Source organism: Pseudomonas sp. BT76 TE3572, assembly GCF_050435365.1.
Lineage (GTDB): Bacteria > Pseudomonadota > Gammaproteobacteria > Pseudomonadales > Pseudomonadaceae > Aquipseudomonas > Aquipseudomonas fluorescens_W.
In genome coordinates this window covers 6,448,449-6,466,621 of the sequence record NZ_JBNDKE010000001.1, presented here as the reverse complement: position 1 = coordinate 6,466,621, position 18,173 = coordinate 6,448,449, and the positions used below count along the sequence as shown (strand labels likewise).

The window sequence follows — 18,173 nt, the reverse complement described above, 5'->3', positions numbered from 1 at the left end:
CCTGAAATTCGCGGATGGCAATCGCCTTCGTCAGTTTCGGTGGTCCCACTGGACTCGGTCGTTACCCCTGAATCCCCCCTAAAGGCCTGGATCATGAGCAAGCAACCCTCCCTGAGCTACAAGGACGCCGGTGTAGACATCGACGCCGGTGAAGCATTGGTCGAACGCATCAAGAGCGTCGCCAAGCGCACTGCGCGCCCGGAAGTCATGGGCGGCCTGGGCGGTTTTGGCGCCCTCTGCGAAATCCCGGCCGGCTACAAACAGCCCGTGCTGGTTTCCGGCACCGACGGCGTCGGCACCAAGCTGCGCCTGGCACTGAACCTGAACAAGCACGACAGCATCGGCATCGACCTGGTTGCCATGTGCGTGAACGACCTGGTGGTCTGCGGCGCCGAGCCGCTGTTCTTCCTCGACTACTATGCCACCGGCAAACTCAACGTCGAAACCGCGACCCAGGTCGTGACCGGCATTGGCGCTGGCTGTGAATTGTCCGGCTGCTCCCTGGTTGGCGGCGAGACCGCTGAAATGCCTGGCATGTACGAAGGCGAAGACTACGACCTGGCCGGCTTCTGCGTCGGCGTCGTGGAAAAATCCGAAATCATCGACGGTTCCAAAGTCGCTGCCGGCGATGCCCTGCTCGCCCTGCCGTCTTCCGGCCCGCACTCCAACGGCTACTCGCTGATCCGCAAGATCATCGAAGTGTCCGGTGCCGACATCGAAAACATCCAGCTCGACGGCAAACCGCTGACCGACCTGCTGATGGCCCCGACCCGTATCTACGTGAAGCCGCTGCTCAAGCTGATCAAGGAAACCGGCGCCGTCAAAGCCATGGCCCACATCACCGGTGGTGGCCTGCTGGACAACATCCCGCGCGTTCTGCCAAATGGCGCACAAGCCGTGGTTGACGTTGCGAGCTGGACCCGTCCTGCCGTGTTCGACTGGCTGCAAGAGAAAGGCAACGTCGACGAAAACGAAATGCACCGCGTACTGAACTGCGGCGTGGGCATGGTCATCTGCGTTGCTCAAGAGCACGTTGAAACCGCCCTGAACGTCCTGCGCGAAGCCGGCGAGCAGCCTTGGGTCATCGGTCAGATCTCCACCGCTGCCGAAGGCGCGGCTCAGGTTGAACTGAAGAACCTCAAGGCTCATTGATGTCCCAGACCTGTGATGTGGTGGTGCTGTTGTCCGGCACCGGCAGTAACTTGCAGGCCTTGATCGACAGCACGCGGACGGGCGACAGCCCGGCCCGCATCGCTGCGGTGATTTCCAACCGCGCCGACGCCTTCGGCCTGCAACGCGCCAGGGACGCTGGTATCGACACCCGCACCCTGGATCACAAGGCTTTCGAAGGCCGCGAGGCCTTCGATGCCGCGCTGATCGAACTGATCGACGCGTTCAACCCCAAACTCGTGGTACTGGCCGGATTCATGCGCATTCTCAGCGCTGACTTCGTGCGCCACTACGCGGGTCGCCTGCTCAATATCCATCCCTCGCTGCTACCCAAATACAAAGGGTTACACACGCATCAGCGCGCGCTGGAAGCCGGCGACACCGAGCACGGCTGCTCCGTGCACTTCGTCACCGAGGAACTCGATGGCGGACCACTGGTCGTACAGGCAGTAATACCGGTAGAGTTGCACGATTCGCCGCAGAGTCTGTCGCAGCGAGTTCATACCCAGGAACACCTGATTTACCCGCTGGCTGTACGCTGGTTTGCCGAAGGTCGTTTATCACTCGGCGAGCAAGGTGCTTTACTGGATGGAAAGTTACTCGCGGCCAGCGGCCACTTGATTCGAACCTAGGAGATTTTATGCGTCGCGCCCTGCTCTTCGCTTGCGCTCTGCTCGCACTGCCATTTGCGCAGGCTGCAGAACTTCAACCTTTCTCCGCCAGCTACACCGCTGACTGGAAGCAGTTGCCCATGAGCGGTACCGCTGAACGCAGCCTGACCAAACAAGCCAACGGCGCCTGGAAGCTCAGCTTCAAGGCCTCGATGATGATCGCCAGCCTGACCGAAGAAAGCACCCTGACGCTGGACAAGGACACCATGCTGCCGCAGTCCTACCACTTCGAACGTGGCGGCCTGGGTAAAGCCAAGAAGGCCGACCTGGATTTCGACTGGACCAACAAAATGATCACCGGCACCGATCGCGGTGACCCGGTCAAGATCCCGCTCAACCGCGGCATGGTCGACAAATCCACTTATCAGCTCGCCCTGCAGCACGACGTGGCCGCTGGCAAGAAAAGCATGAGCTATCAGGTCGTCGACGCTGGCGAAGTCGATACCTATGATTTCCGCGTGCTGGGTTCGGAAAAGGTCGACACCAAGGCTGGCCAGATCGATGCAATCAAGGTCGAGCGCGTGCGCGACCCGACGCAAAGCAAGCGCATCACCGTCCTGTGGTTCGCCAAGGATTGGGATTACCTGCTGGTTCGTCTGCAACAGGTTGAAACCGACGGCAAGGAGTACAACATCATGCTCCTCGACGGTACGGTCAACGGCAAGGCTGTCAAAGGCAGCTGATCCGGCTCCACACAAAAATCCGGAATCCGATAAGGGTTCCGGATTTTTTTTGCCTGCTGAAATTCAGATCCGCGCCAGCGCCTGTGCCAGGTCGGCGCGCAGGTCTTCGACATCCTCGACCCCCACGGACAACCGCACCAACGCATCGCCGATGCCGAGTTGCGCACGAGTCTCCGCAGGGATAGTGGCGTGGGTCATGATCGCCGGGTGCTCGATCAGACTTTCCACCCCGCCCAGGCTCTCGGCCAAGGCAAAGATCCGCACATTCTCGAGAAAGCGCGTGGCACCGGCCAGGTCGCTGTCCAGGTCGAGGGAAATCATCCCGCCGAAACCGCGCATCTGCCGCTGCGCCAGGTCGTGCTGCGCGTGCGACGGCAGGCCCGGATAATAGACGCGCGCCACCTGCGGCTGACGCTCCAGCCATTGCGCCAGATCCAGCGCGTTGTTGCAGTGGCGTTCCATGCGCAGCGCCAGGGTCTTAACACCGCGCAGGGTGAGGAAAGCGTCGAACGGCCCGGCGATCGCGCCGACTGCGTTTTGCAGGAAGCCCAGACGCTCCGCCAGGTCTGCGTTTTGTCCGACCACCGCGATGCCGCCGATCACGTCGGAATGCCCGTTCAGGTACTTGGTGGTCGAGTGCAACACGATGTCGAAGCCCATCTCCAGCGGACGCTGTATCCAGGGGCTGGCAAAGGTGTTGTCGGCGACACAAATGATGCCTCGCTGGCGGCAGATGCGCGCGATGGCAACGAGGTCGGTGAGGCGCAGCAAAGGATTGCTCGGCGTCTCGACCATGACCATCCGAGTGTCGTCCTGCAGCGCCGCTTCGAAAGCCGACAAATCAGTCAGGTCGACAAAGCTGAAGCGATGCCCGGCGCTGCGCCGGCGCACCTTGTCGAACAGGCGGAAAGTACCGCCGTACAGGTCGTTGCCGGAGACGATGTGCGAATCAGCATCGAGCAATTCGAGCACGGTGGAAATCGTCGCCAGCCCGGAAGCGAACGCGAAGGCCCGGGTGCCGCCTTCGAGGTCCGCAACGCAACGCTCCAGCGCAAAGCGCGTCGGGTTGTGCGAGCGCCCGTAGTCGAACCCCTTGTGCACTCCGGGGCTCTGCTGCAAATAAGTGGAGTTGGCGTAAATCGGCGGCATCAGCGCCCCGGTGGTAGGGTCGGGTGTTTGCCCGGCATGGATCACACGGGTGGCGAAGGCACGTGGCACAGCGTTTTCGTCGTGTTGACTCATGTAAGGGATCTCCGTAGGTGAATGAGCATGTCGACTCGAGTAATCAAGCCGTAGAAGCCCGAAGCGTCGGCGATGATCGCCACCAGCCCACGGTCGAGCTCCGCTTGTAGTTCAGCCAGACTGGCGCTTGGAGGCAGGGTTTGCAGCTTGTCGGTCATCGCGCTGGCCACGCTCATGCGAAAGTGCGAAGCATCTTCTTGCATGCCCAGCAGAATGTCGGATTCGTCGATCACGCCGACCAGCCGCTGCCCGCCCTCCAGCACCGGCAGTTGCGAGACATCCGCCAGGCGCATGCGCTGGAACGCAGTGAGCAGCGTATCGTCCGGGCCCACGCTGATCACCCGGCCATCCTCGAAGCGCCGTGAGATCAGGTCGCGCAGATCGCCGTAATGTTTGTACTGCAACAGGCCCTGATCGTTCATCCACTGGTCGTTGTAGACCTTCGACAGGTAGCGCGTGCCGGTGTCGCAGACGAAGCTGACAACCCGCTTCGGCTCGGTCTGCTCGCGGCAATAGCGCAGCGCCGCCGCCAGCAGAGTGCCGGTCGAAGAGCCGCCGAGTATGCCTTCGGCGCGCAGCAGTTGGCGGGCATGATCGAAGCTTTCCTCATCGCTGATCGAGTAGGCATGGCGCACGCTGGACAGGTCGGCAATCGACGGAATGAAGTCCTCGCCGATCCCCTCCACTGCCCAGGAACCGGGCGTGCTCATGGTGCCGCTGCGGCTGTATTCGGCCATCACCGAACCGACCGGGTCGGCCAGCACCATGACCAGGTCCGGTTGCACGCGGCGAAAGAACCGGGTCAGACCGGTCAACGTGCCGGCCGAGCCGACGCCGACGACGATGGCGTCCACATCATGCTGAGTCTGCGCCCAGATCTCCGGCGCGGTGCTGCACTCGTGGGCCAGCGGGTTGGCCGGGTTGTTGAATTGATCGGCGAAGAACGCGTCGGGAATTTCCAGCGCCAGCCGCGCCGCAACGTCCTGGTAGTAATCGGGATGGCCCTTGCCGACGTCGGAGCGGGTGATGTGCACCTCGGCGCCCATCGCCTTGAGGTGCAAGACCTTCTCGGTGGACATCTTGTCCGGCACCACCAACACCACCCGGTAACCCTTGGCACGGCCGACCAGGGCGAGGCCAAGGCCAGTGTTGCCGGCGGTGGCCTCGACGATGGTGCCGCCGGGGCGCAGGCTGCCATCGCGCTCGGCGGCGTCGATCATCGCCAGGCCGATGCGATCCTTGATTGAGCCGCCGGGGTTCTGCGATTCGAGCTTGAGGAACAGCGTGCACGGGCCGGTATCGAAACGGCTGACGCGCACCAGCGGCGTATTGCCGATCAGTTCGAGTACGGCGGGTCGGGAGTCGGTGGGCATGTCGTCACCTCGCTACGTAAATCAGCACTGGATGGACAGCGACCGGCGTCGAATCATTGCGCGCCAGTCGCGGCAAAGTATCGCTTGGACCATAGGCCGGGATGGCGTCACCCGCAACCTTGCACAGCCAGCCGGTAGCATCGCCGGAACGACAAAGCCGCTCGGCGTTCAGACCGAGAACCGCGCCACCATCGTGTTCAGATCGACCGCCAACCGAGACAGTTCCTGGCTCGCCGCACTGGTTTGATTCGCCCCGGCCGACGTCTGCAACGCAAGATCGCGGATGTTCATCAGGTTGCGATCCACCTCGCGCGCGACAGCCGCTTGTTCCTCCGAGGCACTGGCGATCACCAGGTTGCGTTCATTGATCAGGGTAAACGCCGAGGCAATTTCTTCCAGCGCCGTACCCGCTGCTTTCGCCACTTCCAGGGTCGAACGCGCTCGAATGTTGCTCTGCTGCATCGAGCTGACCGCAGCATCGGTGCCTTGCTGGATGCCAGTCATCATCTGCTCGATTTCCTGGGTTGATTGCTGAGTCCGGTGCGCCAGCGCCCGCACTTCATCGGCCACCACCGCAAACCCGCGCCCGGCACTCCCGGCCCGCGCCGCTTCGATGGCCGCGTTCAGGGCCAGCAAGTTCGTCTGCTCGGCAATCGAGCGAATCACCTCCAGGACTTTGCTGATGCCATAGACTTTCTGCGCCAGGTCCTCGACCTGGGTCGCATTGGCCGTGACATCGTCGGCCAGGGATTCGATGGACAACACGGTCTGATGCACCTGCTCGCGACCGTGCTGGGCGATCCGGTCGGACTCCCGAGACGCTTCGGACGTGGCCACCGCATTGCTCGCGACCTCCTCCACCGCCGCGGTCATCTGATTCACCGCCGTGGCGGCCTGGTCGATTTCCAGACTCTGCTGATGCAGGCCCCGGGTGGCCTCTTCGGTTACACAACTGAGTTCTTCCGAAGCCGAGGCCAATTGGCTGGATGAGTTGGAAATACGCTGGAGGGTTTCGCGCAAACTCCCCTGCATGCTCTTGAGGGCGTGCAACAGCCGCGCCGGCTCGTCTTTGCCGCTGATGCTGATGACACCGGTGAGATCGCCGCCAGCCACCCCTTCAGCCACCTTCAACGATTGGGAAAGCGGCACGACGATGCTGCGGGTCAGCAGCAGCGCAAGACCGATGGTCATCAGCGCCGTCATGCCGATCATCACCCCGACCCAGACCCGCGAACGGCTGAACACTTGGCGCCCCGCCTCCGTCGCCAGGTTAGCGTTGTGCTTGTTCAGTTCGACCAATGCCTTGAGGGTAACGTTGATTTCATCGGCCAACGGACTCATCTCGCCATTGAGGATAGCGGCCGCCTCTTCCACCCGTCCCTGGGCAGACAGCGTCATCACCTGCGTCTGGAACTGCAGGAAGTGTTGCTCCGAGGCTTTGAAGCGGTCGAACAGCACACGTTCTTCGGGCAGCACGATCAGCGCGTCATACCGCTGCTGAGGCTCATCCATGGTGCCTTTGAGTTCGTTGAGTTTGCTGACGTTTTGCATCAGCACCTGCGGGTCCCGATTGAGCAGCAGACGCATAGTCAATGCCCGCAGCCGCAGCGTGTCCTGATTCATCTCCCCGACCGCCATCACACTCGGCAGCCAGTTGTCATCGACCTGATCGGACTGCGCGCGCATGTTCGACATTTGCAGCAGGGCGAACGCCCCCAATCCAAACACCATCAACGCCAGCAAGCCAAAACCCAGACCCGCGCGCGGCGCAATATTGAGACTTCTGATACTCATTGCTCTGGTTCCTTCCAAAAGTGCTGCATCACCCTGCAGTGGGTTGCTTAAGAAGGTATCGGCCCGGATAAATTTTGCGTAAGACGAAAACGTGATATCAAAACGCCTCAACTGCTTCGATCGCCGAGCGGTAACGATTCAGTGCTCGGGAATGGGCGAGCAAGAAAGTGGAACGCGTAACAGGAGCAATGCTCTATACCTTCAAGGTCTTTTTTGTTCGAATGACTTTTCCTGTTGCCTGCGAGGTTTCCCATGACTGTCACCGTCAATACCGTTTCCGCCGAAGGTTTTCGCCACAGCGTCCAGATCGATGACCATCAAATTTTTGCCGACGTACCGACATCCCTCGGCGGCGAAGGCTCGGCGCCCGAGCCGCACGATTACTTCGACGCGGCGCTGGGTGCCTGCAAGGCCCTGACCCTGAAGATGTACGCGAAGAAGAAAGACATCCCGCTGACCGGTGTCACCGTTGAAGTCAAACGTGACAACAGCGAAGAGCAGAAAGGTAAATATGCCCTGCACGTCAAACTGACACTCAAAGGCGTGCTCACCGACGCTCAGCGCGATGAGTTGCACCGCGTGGCCGACCGTTGCCCGGTCCACAAGTTGATGACGACCACCGACGTCAGCATCGAAACGCACCTGTCTGAAGGTGCCTTCAGCCAATAGCGGCAAGGGCTGCGCAAGCGGGTTATGCTCCACGCATTACCCGCTCAGCCTGGAATGCAGCATGAACACTCCGCTCGTGATCCGCCCCCGCGCCGAAGATGTCGAAGGCCAGCCGATTCTCCGCCCGCTGCCGTCAGCCAAATGCCGCAGCGTCGGGCCTTTCGTGTTTTTCGACCACATGCTCGAAACCCGCTATGAGGCGGGAAAAGGCATGAACATCCGTCAGCATCCGCACATTGGTCTGTCGACTCTCACGTACCTGTTCGAAGGAAAAATCCAGCACAAGGACAGCCTCGGCTCCGATCAGGTGGTGGAGGCTGGCGATGTCAGCTGGATGACGGCGGGCAGCGCAATTGCCCATGTCGAGCGCACGCCTGAGGCGTTGAAGGACAGCGGCTTCACGATGCATGGTTTGCAGATTTGGCTGGCCTCACCAAAGGATAAAGAGCACGGCCCCGGACACTACAGCCACCATCCGGCGGCCACGCTACCGGTCAGCAATAACCTGGGGGTGAAGATCCGGATGATTGCCGGGTCAGGTTTTTGCCTGGAATCACCGGTCCCGGTGCTTTCTCCTACGCTGTATGCCGAATTGAACCTGCAAACGGCGACCACATTGCTGATTCCAACCGAGCATGAAGAGCGGGCGTTGTATGTGCTGGACGGCGAGGTGCAACTGGATGGCGAGCTGATAGAACCGCATTCGCTGGTGGTGTTGCCGGCTGGGGAAGAGATGACACTGTTCGCTGAAAGCGACTGTCATGCGGTGCTGTTTGGAGGTGCGCCGCTGGATGGGCCGCGGCGGATCAACTGGAACTTTGTAGCGAGCGATCCGGCGTTGATCGATGAAGCGCGGCGACGCTGGGCGGCCGGGGATTGGCCGACGGTGCCGGGGGAAAGCGAGCGGATTGAGTTGCCGCGGTAGGTAGCGTCAGGCTGAAAATCGACCCCTCACCCCAGCCCTCTCCCCACGGGGGAGAGGGGAAAGGGAGCCGATCTCCATGGCTTTTAGTTCCTGAGTTCGACTCTATTTCCCCGGTCGCAGAATATCTAAAAACCACCTCGGTCAGTCCCCTCTCCCTCCGGGAGAGGGTTAGGGTGAGGGTGCTTTTTGCTTCTAGCCTTTGAACACTTCATCCAGCAAGTTGTGCATCGAGGTAAACGCACGACTTGCTGTCTTCGCGTCATACATCATCATGCCCGGCACATTGGCGTGCGGATCGGTGAAGGAATGCACCGCGCCGCCGTAGCTCAGCAATTGCCAATCCACGCCTGCCGCGTTCATCTCATCTTCAAACGCCGGCAGCTGCTCTTTCGGCACCAATGGGTCGGATGCACCGTGCAGCACCAACACCGAACCCTTGATGTTCCTGGCATCCGCCGGATTCGGCGAATCCAGCGTTCCGTGGAACGACACAGCCGCTTTCACCGGCGCTCCGGTGCGGGCCAAGTCCAGCGCGCAGCAGCCACCGAAGCAGAAACCGAACGTCGCCAGTTTCGAGCTATCTACCGCGGCTTCGTCCTGGATCTGCAGCTGATCGAACGCTGCTTGCATGCGTTTGCGCAACAACGGCCGGTCATGCTTGAGCGGCATCATGGCTGCACCCGCCTCGTCGCCGTTCTGCGGACGGACCGACTGGCCGTAGAGGTCCGCGATCAGCACCACATAACCCTTGGACGCAACAGACTTGGCAATTTCCTCGGCACCGGCGCTGACGCCCATCCAGTTCGGCGCCATCAACAGGCCGGGACGTGGGCCTTTGTGGTTGGCATCGAACGCCAGACGGCTTTCATACGGCTGGTCATCAATCTGATAAGCGACGGAACGAACAGTGATTTGGCTCATGACTAACTCCCAGTAAAAGACACCAGAATAAAAAAACCCGCCGAAGCGGGTTTTTGTACAGCGCAGTTAAACCGACAGTTCAACCAGCAGCTTGTTGAGACGGCGCACGTACGCGGCCGGGTCTTTCAAGCTGTCGCCGGCGGCCAGGGCCGCCTGATCGAAGAGAATGTGCGACAGGTCGCCGAAGCGCTCGTCGCTCTGCTCGTTGTCGAGCTTCTCGATCAGCGGGTGAGCCGGGTTGAATTCGAAGATCGGCTTCGATTCCGGAACCTTCTGACCGCTGGCTTCGAGGATCTGACGCATCTGCATGCCCAGGTCCTGTTCACCGATGGCCAGAATCGCCGGGGAATCAGTCAGACGATGGGAAACCCGCACTTCAGCAACGGAGTCGCCCAGTGCAGTTTTCAGACGCTCAACCAGACCTTCTTTGGACTTGGCGACTTCTTCCGCCGCTTTCTTGTCTTCTTCCGAATCCAGGTTGCCCAGGTCCAGGTCACCGCGCGCCACGTCGACAAAGCTCTTGCCGTCGAAGTCGCTGAGGTAGCTCATCAGCCACTCGTCGATGCGGTCGGTCAGCAGCAGCACTTCGATGCCTTTCTTGCGGAAGACTTCAAGGTGCGGGCTGTTCTTGACTTGCGCGTAGGTTTCGCCGGTCAGGTAGTAGATCTTGTCCTGACCTTCCTTGGCGCGAGCCAGGTATTCGGCCAGACCCACCACTTGCTCGCCTTCATCACCGTTGGTCGATGCGAAACGCAGCAGGCCAGCGATTTTCTCTTTGTTGGAGAAGTCTTCTGCCGGGCCTTCTTTCATGACCTGGCCAAAGTTTTTCCAGAAGCTCTTGTATTGCTCAGGCTCGTTCTTCGCCAGCTTTTCCAGCATGTCGAGAACGCGCTTGGTCAGCGCCGACTTCATGGAATCGATGATCGGATCTTTCTGCAGAATTTCCCGCGATACGTTCAGCGAGAGGTCGTTGGAATCAACCACGCCTTTGATGAAGCGCAAGTACAGCGGCAGGAACGACTCAGCCTGATCCATCACGAACACGCGTTGCACGTACAGCTTCAGGCCTTTCGGCGCTTCACGCTGGTACAGATCGAATGGAGCACGGGCCGGCACGTAGAGCAGCGAGCTGTATTCGAGCTTGCCTTCGACCTTGTTGTGACTCCAGCTCAGCGGATTTTCGAAGTCATGAGCGACGTGCTTGTAGAACTCCTGGTATTCCTCGTCCTTGATCTCGGTACGCGGACGGGTCCACAGGGCACTGGCGCGGTTGACGGTTTCCCATTCAACGGCCGGTTGCTCTTCGCCTTCAACGGCGGCCACTTCTTTCGGCAACTCGATCGGCAGAGCGATGTGGTCGGAGTACTTTTTGATGATGTTGCGCAGACGCCAGCCATCGGCGAATTCGTCTTCACCGGACTTCAGGTGCAGAACGATACGAGTGCCGCGCTCGGCTTTATCAACGGTGGCAACTTCAAAGTCGCCTTCGCCCTTGGACGACCAGTGCACGCCTTCGCTGGCATCAGCACCGGCACGACGGCTGAACACGTCGACTTTGTCGGCGACGATGAACGCAGAGTAGAAACCCACACCGAATTGACCGATCAGGTGCGAGTCTTTTTTCTGATCGCCGGAGAGATGTTTCATGAAGTCGGCAGTGCCGGATTTGGCGATGGTACCCAGGTGGGTGATCGCATCTTCACGGCTCATGCCGATGCCGTTGTCTTCGAGGGTGACGGTTTTAGCGTCCTTGTCGAAGCTCACACGGATTTTCAGTTCGGCGCCACCTTCCAGCAACTCAGGCTTGGACAGGGCTTCGAAACGTAATTTGTCGACAGCGTCAGAGGCGTTCGAGATCAATTCGCGAAGGAAAATTTCCTTGTTGGAATACAGCGAATGGATCATGAGGTGCAGCAGCTGCTTCACCTCGGTCTGGAAGCCCAGGGTTTCCTTTTGAGTTTCCACACTCATGGTCATCAAACTCCAATCAGATGGCAGTGGCCGCGACCTGAAGGGTCGGCGGCGGGTTGTCATCAAAGTTGGGGGCTGAGTTCAGGATTTCAAGGGCTCTTCAATTTTGAAATGGGCGCGGGCTGTGGCAATCGGTTCGGCTTCAGTGCTTTGCCAGGCCGTAATCGCAACGTTGGCGACCCGACGGCCCTGCCGACAAACCTGGCATCTGGCCCAGGTGTCGCGAAACTGCCCGGAGCGCAGATAGTCGAGGGAGAAATCGATGATCTTCGGCACACCCGGCGAACCGGTGAAAATCAGCAGGTGCAGCGCTGCGGACAGTTCCATGAACCCGGCAATCACCCCGCCATGGATCGCCGGCAATAAAGGGTTACCAATGTTGTCCTTGTTGGCCGGCAAGCGAAACAGCAGCTCATCCCCCACCCGCGAACATTCGACGCCGATCAGTTTGGCGTAGGGGATCAAGTGCAGCAGCGAGGCGTAGTCGCCCTGCTCATGTGCCTGCTGAAGTTGTTCCTTGAAGGAATCGGTCATTTCGCACCTCCGGCGATGACGCCACCAAAGCCTTTGGTGCCCTTGATGGCTTTGCCCATGCGCATGAAGGTGCCCACTACATGGGCGATGGGCTGCTCGGGATCGTCCTGATAGGCGAAACCGCGAGCAAAGATCACATCCGTGGTCACCCGGTAGCACTGGGCAAAACCGTAGACATCTTTATGCGGCTCGGCGGCGTGCATGTAGTCGATGCGCAGGTCGAGGGTCGGACAAACTTCGAACTCGGGCAGTACGCAGAGGGTGGACATGCCGCAGGCCGTGTCCATCAGCGAGGTCAGCGCTCCGCCATGAATCACGCCGGTTTGCGGGTTGCCAACAATTTGAGGACTGTACGGCAGAATGACGGTTAGCCCTTCGCTGCTGGCGCTGTGAACCCGCAGCCCAAGTACCTGACAATGTCGCAGCGCCGATAGAAATCGTGTAGCGCGCTCAAAAACGGGGTTTTCGGCCATTTTCATAAAACTCTTCTTAGTGTTCCGGCAACGCACTAGGCGTTTTTAGTAAAAGTTCCCGTCGGAATAAACTTATATATCTGTATGAATTGAGGAACTTAACGCGATGGGCTGCGCTCGAAAGGCCAGTAGATATTTTCCATAAGGAGAAACACCCCATGCGTAAGACTTTAGCTATTGCCTTGATGTTGACCGCTTCCCTCGGTCTCGCTGCTTGCGATAAAAAATCCGAGGACAAAGCTCAAGAAGCCGACAAACATGCTGAGCAAGCTCAGCAAGACATGAGCAAAGCTCAGGATAAAGTGAACGACGCTGCGAAAGAAAACGCCGAAGCTGCCAAAGCTCAGGCTGAATCGAACGAAGCTGCCGCAAAAGAAGCACCTAAAAACTAAAACAGTTTTTAGCGTGATAAAGAAAACCCGCCAAGTGCGGGTTTTCTTTTGCCTGATTTTTTTGTTTGCAAAGCAGGTGCTACAGCAAAATAGTTCTAAAAGTCGGACTAATCATCAGCAACAACGAACACACTAATCCGACAAACCATACCAGGCTCCGCGCCCACGCCAGATCGACCCAATAGCACAGCAAATAAATGATTCGAGTAATCACGAAGATGATTGCCAGCAAGTCGATCAGCCACCCCGCTGTCTGCGTGGTGTGAGCCATCAACACCCCCACCGCGAACAGAATGAACGCCTCAAAACAGTTTTGATGAGCCGCCAACGCACGGGCACCAAAGCCAGTCAGTTGCGCCTGCTGCTGACGAGGCAAGTGATTGTCGTAACCGCCCTGGTCATTCATCGCCTTGGCGACGGGCATACGGGCGACGTAAATCAACAAGGCACTGATAAACACACACCAGAACGGAATACTCATCAAACAGCCTCTTTAATCGCCTCGGGCAATGGCGCCTCTGTAGGTGTATAGACCATCACGTCGAGAACGTCGGAATGAAACTCCCGGCGATACAACACCAGCACCACCCCGGCACTCATCAACATGAACAACCACGGGCTGACGAACCAGGCCAGCATGGTCATGCCGAAGTAATAGGAGCGCAGTCCGAAGTTGAACTGGTTGGCGGCCATGGAAATGACGCGGGCCGCCCGGGCAGCAAAAGCTTTGCGCTCTTGTTCGGAAACGTGACGCTCACCGACCATAGGTGCCGAGCCCACCAGAATGGCGGCAAAGTTGTACTGGCGCATGCACCAGCTGAACGTAAAGAACGCATAGACAAAGACCAGCGCCAGGCACAGCAACTTGATCTCCGACATCCCCTGGGATGCCTGTTGCACCATCGGGATATCCGCCAACAACGACACTGCCCTTTCGGAGGCTCCGAGCACCGTAAGAATGCCGGCCAGGATAATCAGTGTGCTGGAGGCGAAGAATGAAGCGTTGCGCTCCAGGTTGCCGATCACGCTAGCGTCGGCGATACGGTTGTCGCGCAACAGCATGCGGCGCATCCAGTCTTCGCGATAAAGGTGCAGCACGCTGGCCAGGCACGCGGTATCGCGGCCCTTCCACGTCGCATAACGGGTGTAGCCGCCCCAGCAGATGACGAACCAGAGCGCGGCGAGGATGTGGATCATGTTGGCGTGGATGAACGACATGCAGGTCCTTGTGATGTGTTTGGCAAAGCAAGTAGTGCTTCGACGTTAGCTCAAGGAAAAAGACACTGCACCCCCTCCAAAAAAAATGCCCCGTATCGATTGATACGGGGCATTTCCATGTGTGTTCACGGCCCGCTTGTGGCGGGCCATGAAGCGGCTTAGGCCAGTGCTTCTTCGCGCTTGCCCAGCAGGCGATCGCACACCACCGCGACGACGAGGGTCATGACCGACGGCACCAGCCAGGCCAGGCCTTGCTCGCTCAGCGGCAGGTGGGACAACTGAGTCGGCATCCAGTCCGCCAGGCCCGCGCCCTTGAGGGCGTCGATCAAACCGAAGATGAACGACACCAGCATCACCGGACCGACGATGCGGCCCTGCTCATGCCAGAAGTCCTTGCAGAAGCTCAGGGCGACCAAGGCAATGCACGGCGGGTAGATCGCGGTCAGCACCGGGATCGAGAACGCAATCAGCTTGGTGAGGCCCAGGTTGGACACAAACAGCGAGAACACCGCCAGGATGATGACCAGCGTCTTGTAGGACAGTGGCAGCACACGGCTGAAGTATTCGGCGCAGGCGCAGGTCAGACCCACCGCCGTCACCAGGCAGGCCAGGGAGATCAGCACCGCCAGAAAACCGCTGCCCAGAGAGCCGAAGGTGTGTTGCACGTAAGCGTGCAACACCGCCGCGCCGTTGGTGGCACCCGCGGCCACTTCATGACTGCCCGAACCGAGACGGAACAGGCTGACGTAAACCAGCGCCAGGCCCACGCCGGCAATCAGCCCGGCGATGATTGCGTAACGGGTAATCAACACCGGCGACTCGACGCCACGGGAGCGGATTGCGTTGACAATGACAATGCCGAACACCAGCGCGCCCAGGGTATCCATGGTCAGGTAACCATTGATGAAGCCTTGGGAAAACGGTGCCGCCACGTATTCCGGGGTGGCCACGCCGACATCACCGGCCGGCAATGCAAACGCTGCGATGCCGAGTGCGGCCAGGGCGATGATCTTCAGCGGTGCGAGGAAACGTCCTACGGTATCCAGCAGCCGGCCCGGATAGAGCGAGATGAAGAACACCAGCAGGAAGTACACCGAGCTGTAGAGGAACAGCGCCAGCGGGCTCTCGCCAGTCAGTGGTGCCAAGCCGACTTCGAATGACACGGTGGCGGTGCGCGGTGTCGCGAACAGCGGGCCCACGGCGAGGTAGCACGCGGCCGCCAGCAGGCCACCGGCGACTTTCCCGATCGGGCTGCTCAAGGCATCCATGGCGCCACCGACCTTGGCCAGTGCGACAACGGTGATCACCGGCAGACCGACCGCAGTGATCAGAAAGCCCAGCGCCGCCATCCAGACGTTTGGACCGGACTGCAGACCGACGATAGGCGGGAAGATGATGTTGCCAGCCCCGACAAACAGGGCAAAGGTCATAAAACCAAGTGCCAGGATGTCCTGGCCTTTCAACACTTTCATTAAGGAAATACCACACTACTGAATCGGAATTTAGAGAGGGATTTCCCTGAGGGGTGAGGGAAATGCTGTCGGTCCGTATAGGACTGACCCGTTTAGCGCGATGCTTCCTTGTGGGACGCAAACGCAAAATGGCGGCTAGCCTAACGAATTTGCCCGACAAACGCACTGTTAGGGTGCGATCTATCCGATACGCGACATTTCAGTGTCGCGTTTACATATCAAATGTTCACAACTAAACCCTGTGGCGAGGGAGCTTGCTCCCGCTGGGCGGCGAAGCGGCCCCATTTGGCGTCTGCTGCGCAGCCGAGCGGGAGCAAGCTCCCTCGCCACAGAAACCTGCGAACTTCTCGAACGCCAGAAACGACAAAGGCCACCCGAAGGTGGCCTTTGTTTGGTGAAGCGTCAGCTAAGCGCGAGGCTTACTTGATCGCCCAACCGGTCAGCTCGGACAAAGCCTTGCCGATGTCTGCCAGCGAACGCACGGTTTTAACGCCCGCGTCTTCCAGGGCAGCAAACTTCTCGTCTGCAGTGCCTTTGCCGCCAGAGATGATTGCGCCAGCATGGCCCATGCGCTTGCCCGCAGGGGCAGTCACACCAGCGATGTAGGAAACAACCGGCTTGGTCACGTGTGCCTTGATGTAGGCAGCCGCTTCTTCTTCAGCCGAACCGCCGATCTCACCGATCATCACGATCGCTTCGGTCTTCGGGTCTTCCTGGAACAGCTTCAGGATGTCGATGAAGTTCGAGCCTGGGATCGGGTCACCGCCGATGCCGACGCAAGTCGACTGACCGAAACCGGCGTCAGTAGTCTGCTTCACAGCTTCGTAGGTCAGGGTGCCGGAACGGGAAACGATACCGACCTTGCCTGGCAAGTGAATGTGACCTGGCATGATGCCGATCTTGCATTCGCCTGGAGTGATCACGCCTGGGCAGTTAGGACCGATCAGGACTACGCCCAGCTCGTCGCACTTGACCTTGGCATCCAGCATGTCCAGGGTAGGAATGCCTTCAGTGATGCAAACGATCAGCTTGATGCCGCCGAATGCTGCTTCCAGGATGGAGTCCTTGCAGAAAGGAGCTGGAACGTAGATCACGCTGGCGGTGGCGCCAGTGGCGGCTACAGCATCTTTCACGGTGTTGAACACTGGCAGACCCAGGTGCTCGGTGCCGCCTTTACCAGGAGTTACACCACCAACCATCTTGGTGCCGTATTCGATGGCTTGCTGGGTGTGGAAACTACCTTGCGAACCGGTAATACCCTGGCAGATAACTTTGGTGTCTTTATTGATCAGGACGCTCATTATTTGCCCTCCGCAGCTTTGACAACTTGTTGAGCAGCGTCGGTCAGGCTGGTAGCAGCGATGATGTTCAAACCGCTTTCTGCCAGTACTTTAGCGCCCAGCTCAGCGTTGTTGCCTTCAAGGCGAACAACAACCGGGATTTTCACGCCGACTTCTTTCACAGCGCCGATGATGCCTTCGGCAATCATGTCGCAACGAACGATGCCGCCGAAGATGTTGACCAATACTGCAGCGACGTTAGTGTCGGACAGGATGATCTTGAACGCTTCGGTAACGCGTTCTTTGGTAGCACCGCCGCCCACGTCGAGGAAGTTGGCTGGTTTGCCGCCATGCAGGTTGACGATGTCCATGGTACCCATGGCCAGGCCAGCACCGTTGACCATGCAACCGATGTTGCCTTCCAGCGCTACGTAGTTCAGTTCGAACTTGGCAGCGTGCGCTTCGCGCGGATCGTCTTGCGACGGATCGTGGAAAGTCTTCAGCTTAGGCTGACGGTACATGGCGTTGGCGTCGATGTTGATCTTGGCGTCGAGGCAATGCAGATCGCCGTCAGCCTTGATCACCAGCGGGTTCACTTCCAGCAGAGCCAGGTCGTGATCCTTGAACAGCTTGGCCAGACCTACGAAGATCTTGGCGAACTGAGCAACTTGCTTGCCTTCCAGACCCAGCTGGAATGCCAGCTCGCGACCCTGGAATGGCTGAGCGCCAACCAGTGGATCGATAGTAGCCTTGAGGATTTTCTCAGGGGTGTCGTGAGCGATTTTCTCGATGTCCACGCCACCTTCGGTGGAAGCCATGAACACGATGCGACGGCTCGAACGGTCAACGACAGCGCCCAGGTACAGCTCTTTAGCGATATCAGTGCACGATTCAACCAGGATCTTGGTGACTGGCTGACCATTGGCATCAGTCTGGTAAGTCACCAGACGCTTGCCCAACCACTGTTGAGCGAATGCTTTGGCGTCTTCTTTGCTGCGAACCAGCTTAACGCCGCCCGCTTTACCGCGACCACCTGCGTGAACCTGGGCTTTGACAACCCATTCGGTCCCGCCGATCTTGTCGCACGCTTCTGCTGCTGCTTCCGGGGTGTCTACGGCGAAACCCTGGGATACTGGCAGGCCGTATTCAGCGAACAGCTGCTTACCCTGATACTCGTGAAGATTCATGCTTATTACCGTCTTCGTTAGGTACTGCGCATTCGGTGCTGCACTTGTTCAAGTGCCGCACCACCTGTGACTGCTGCTTGCGTAGGTGTTCCGGATAACCGGTGAGACTACGCAAGGCTGCGTCCGGCGGACATTCCGCGGTGAGTCTTGCACGCAAGGCTCACGACGGGCCTTCCGCCGTGGTTTCTTATTGTCTTG

At 59.1% G+C, this 18,173-nt stretch carries 18 protein-coding genes; 6 read left to right on the top strand and 12 right to left on the bottom strand.

The genetic code is table 11. From position 1 onward, the window contains the following. The first annotated feature begins 93 nt into the window (after window positions 1-93). Genes purM through ABH912_RS29545 form a run of 3 tightly spaced genes read left to right on the top strand, consistent with a single transcriptional unit; the run spans window position 94 to window position 2,524 of the window. Entirely contained in the window at window positions 94-1,152 is a 1,059-nt protein-coding gene (gene purM / locus ABH912_RS29555; protein WP_429512411.1) for a phosphoribosylformylglycinamidine cyclo-ligase, read from the top strand. Next, window positions 1,152-1,802: a phosphoribosylglycinamide formyltransferase gene (gene purN / locus ABH912_RS29550; protein WP_429512409.1), complete on the top strand. Its 651-nt coding sequence runs from the start codon at window positions 1,152-1,154 to the stop codon at window positions 1,800-1,802. The genes purM and purN overlap by 1 nt, the downstream gene beginning before the upstream one ends. A gap of 8 nt (window positions 1,803-1,810) precedes the next feature. After that, the gene (locus tag ABH912_RS29545) at window positions 1,811-2,524 is read left to right on the top strand and encodes a DUF3108 domain-containing protein (RefSeq protein WP_033055868.1); all 714 of its coding nucleotides are present in this window, start codon (window positions 1,811-1,813) and stop codon (window positions 2,522-2,524) included. A 63-nt stretch (window positions 2,525-2,587) separates the two neighbouring features. Here ABH912_RS29545 and ABH912_RS29540 read toward each other — a convergent pair whose 3' ends face one another. The 3 genes from ABH912_RS29540 to ABH912_RS29530 form a co-directional block, all read right to left on the bottom strand. Next, window positions 2,588-3,766 (bottom strand): trans-sulfuration enzyme family protein, encoded by a 1,179-nt coding sequence (locus ABH912_RS29540; protein WP_429512407.1) that lies wholly within the window; start codon window positions 3,764-3,766, stop codon window positions 2,588-2,590. Then, window positions 3,763-5,139, bottom strand: a complete 1,377-nt coding sequence (locus ABH912_RS29535; RefSeq protein WP_033055871.1) for a pyridoxal-phosphate dependent enzyme — start codon at window positions 5,137-5,139, stop codon at window positions 3,763-3,765. The genes ABH912_RS29540 and ABH912_RS29535 overlap by 4 nt, the downstream gene beginning before the upstream one ends. Before the next feature lie 168 nt (window positions 5,140-5,307). After that, window positions 5,308-6,933, bottom strand: coding sequence for a methyl-accepting chemotaxis protein (locus ABH912_RS29530; protein ID WP_429512404.1), 1,626 nt, complete (start codon window positions 6,931-6,933; stop codon window positions 5,308-5,310). 252 nt (window positions 6,934-7,185) lie between these two features. Between ABH912_RS29530 and ABH912_RS29525 the strand changes: the two genes are divergently transcribed. Beyond that, complete coding sequence (locus ABH912_RS29525; protein WP_033055876.1) at window positions 7,186-7,602, top strand: OsmC family protein; 417 nt, start codon at window positions 7,186-7,188, stop codon at window positions 7,600-7,602. A 61-nt stretch (window positions 7,603-7,663) separates the two neighbouring features. Then, window positions 7,664-8,527, top strand: a complete 864-nt coding sequence (locus ABH912_RS29520; protein ID WP_429512402.1) for a pirin family protein — start codon at window positions 7,664-7,666, stop codon at window positions 8,525-8,527. Window positions 8,528-8,719: 192 nt separating this feature from the next. Here the strand turns inward: ABH912_RS29520 and ABH912_RS29515 are convergent, their stop codons facing one another. From ABH912_RS29515 to ABH912_RS29500, 4 genes are all read right to left on the bottom strand, one after another. Further along, a complete protein-coding gene (locus ABH912_RS29515) occupies window positions 8,720-9,448 on the bottom strand; it encodes a dienelactone hydrolase family protein (protein ID WP_033055880.1) in 729 nt (242 codons plus the stop codon). A gap of 66 nt (window positions 9,449-9,514) precedes the next feature. Further along, on the bottom strand, window positions 9,515-11,419 hold the full coding sequence (htpG, locus tag ABH912_RS29510) for a molecular chaperone HtpG (protein ID WP_033055900.1): 1,905 nt from the start codon (window positions 11,417-11,419) through the stop codon (window positions 9,515-9,517). Between the two features lie 81 nt (window positions 11,420-11,500). Next, window positions 11,501-11,953, bottom strand: coding sequence for a PaaI family thioesterase (locus tag ABH912_RS29505; protein WP_429512400.1), 453 nt, complete (start codon window positions 11,951-11,953; stop codon window positions 11,501-11,503). Next, complete coding sequence (locus ABH912_RS29500) at window positions 11,950-12,426, bottom strand: PaaI family thioesterase (RefSeq protein ID WP_033055901.1); 477 nt, start codon at window positions 12,424-12,426, stop codon at window positions 11,950-11,952. The genes ABH912_RS29505 and ABH912_RS29500 overlap by 4 nt, the downstream gene beginning before the upstream one ends. A gap of 158 nt (window positions 12,427-12,584) precedes the next feature. Between ABH912_RS29500 and ABH912_RS29495 the strand changes: the two genes are divergently transcribed. Next, entirely contained in the window at window positions 12,585-12,818 is a 234-nt protein-coding gene (locus ABH912_RS29495; protein WP_033055882.1) for a hypothetical protein, read from the top strand. Between the two features lie 79 nt (window positions 12,819-12,897). Here the strand turns inward: ABH912_RS29495 and ABH912_RS29490 are convergent, their stop codons facing one another. The 5 genes from ABH912_RS29490 to sucC all read right to left on the bottom strand — a co-directional run bounded on the left by ABH912_RS29490 (window position 12,898) and on the right by sucC (window position 17,975). Beyond that, window positions 12,898-13,299 (bottom strand): MAPEG family protein, encoded by a 402-nt coding sequence (locus ABH912_RS29490; RefSeq protein ID WP_033055883.1) that lies wholly within the window; start codon window positions 13,297-13,299, stop codon window positions 12,898-12,900. Continuing rightward, complete coding sequence (locus ABH912_RS29485) at window positions 13,299-14,036, bottom strand: DUF599 domain-containing protein (protein WP_033055885.1); 738 nt, start codon at window positions 14,034-14,036, stop codon at window positions 13,299-13,301. The genes ABH912_RS29490 and ABH912_RS29485 overlap by 1 nt, the downstream gene beginning before the upstream one ends. Before the next feature lie 158 nt (window positions 14,037-14,194). Then, complete coding sequence (brnQ, locus tag ABH912_RS29480; RefSeq protein ID WP_033056079.1) at window positions 14,195-15,508, bottom strand: branched-chain amino acid transport system II carrier protein; 1,314 nt, start codon at window positions 15,506-15,508, stop codon at window positions 14,195-14,197. 419 nt (window positions 15,509-15,927) lie between these two features. After that, on the bottom strand, window positions 15,928-16,809 hold the full coding sequence (gene sucD, locus ABH912_RS29475) for a succinate--CoA ligase subunit alpha (RefSeq protein WP_008148605.1): 882 nt from the start codon (window positions 16,807-16,809) through the stop codon (window positions 15,928-15,930). Next, window positions 16,809-17,975 carry an ADP-forming succinate--CoA ligase subunit beta gene (sucC, locus tag ABH912_RS29470; protein ID WP_008148602.1) on the bottom strand — a complete coding sequence of 389 codons (1,167 nt, stop codon included), beginning with the start codon at window positions 17,973-17,975 and terminating at the stop codon, window positions 16,809-16,811. The genes sucD and sucC overlap by 1 nt, the downstream gene beginning before the upstream one ends. Between the last annotated feature and the right edge of the window lie 198 nt (window positions 17,976-18,173).

Bases quoted from the DNA above. Each gene is read 5' to 3' on its own strand.
- purM (WP_429512411.1), top strand. From the start codon at position 94: ATGAGCAAGCAACCCTCCCTGAGCTACAAGGACGCCGGTGTAGACATC.
- purN (WP_429512409.1), top strand. From the start codon at position 1,152: ATGTCCCAGACCTGTGATGTGGTGGTGCTGTTGTCCGGCACCGGCAGT.
- ABH912_RS29545 (WP_033055868.1), top strand. From the start codon at position 1,811: ATGCGTCGCGCCCTGCTCTTCGCTTGCGCTCTGCTCGCACTGCCATTT.
- ABH912_RS29540 (WP_429512407.1), bottom strand. From the start codon at position 3,766: ATGAGTCAACACGACGAAAACGCTGTGCCACGTGCCTTCGCCACCCGT.
- ABH912_RS29535 (WP_033055871.1), bottom strand. From the start codon at position 5,139: ATGCCCACCGACTCCCGACCCGCCGTACTCGAACTGATCGGCAATACG.
- ABH912_RS29530 (WP_429512404.1), bottom strand. From the start codon at position 6,933: ATGAGTATCAGAAGTCTCAATATTGCGCCGCGCGCGGGTCTGGGTTTT.
- ABH912_RS29525 (WP_033055876.1), top strand. From the start codon at position 7,186: ATGACTGTCACCGTCAATACCGTTTCCGCCGAAGGTTTTCGCCACAGC.
- ABH912_RS29520 (WP_429512402.1), top strand. From the start codon at position 7,664: ATGAACACTCCGCTCGTGATCCGCCCCCGCGCCGAAGATGTCGAAGGC.
- ABH912_RS29515 (WP_033055880.1), bottom strand. From the start codon at position 9,448: ATGAGCCAAATCACTGTTCGTTCCGTCGCTTATCAGATTGATGACCAG.
- htpG (WP_033055900.1), bottom strand. From the start codon at position 11,419: ATGAGTGTGGAAACTCAAAAGGAAACCCTGGGCTTCCAGACCGAGGTG.
- ABH912_RS29505 (WP_429512400.1), bottom strand. From the start codon at position 11,953: ATGACCGATTCCTTCAAGGAACAACTTCAGCAGGCACATGAGCAGGGC.
- ABH912_RS29500 (WP_033055901.1), bottom strand. From the start codon at position 12,426: ATGGCCGAAAACCCCGTTTTTGAGCGCGCTACACGATTTCTATCGGCG.
- ABH912_RS29495 (WP_033055882.1), top strand. From the start codon at position 12,585: ATGCGTAAGACTTTAGCTATTGCCTTGATGTTGACCGCTTCCCTCGGT.
- ABH912_RS29490 (WP_033055883.1), bottom strand. From the start codon at position 13,299: ATGAGTATTCCGTTCTGGTGTGTGTTTATCAGTGCCTTGTTGATTTAC.
- ABH912_RS29485 (WP_033055885.1), bottom strand. From the start codon at position 14,036: ATGTCGTTCATCCACGCCAACATGATCCACATCCTCGCCGCGCTCTGG.
- brnQ (WP_033056079.1), bottom strand. From the start codon at position 15,508: ATGAAAGTGTTGAAAGGCCAGGACATCCTGGCACTTGGTTTTATGACC.
- sucD (WP_008148605.1), bottom strand. From the start codon at position 16,809: ATGAGCGTCCTGATCAATAAAGACACCAAAGTTATCTGCCAGGGTATT.
- sucC (WP_008148602.1), bottom strand. From the start codon at position 17,975: ATGAATCTTCACGAGTATCAGGGTAAGCAGCTGTTCGCTGAATACGGC.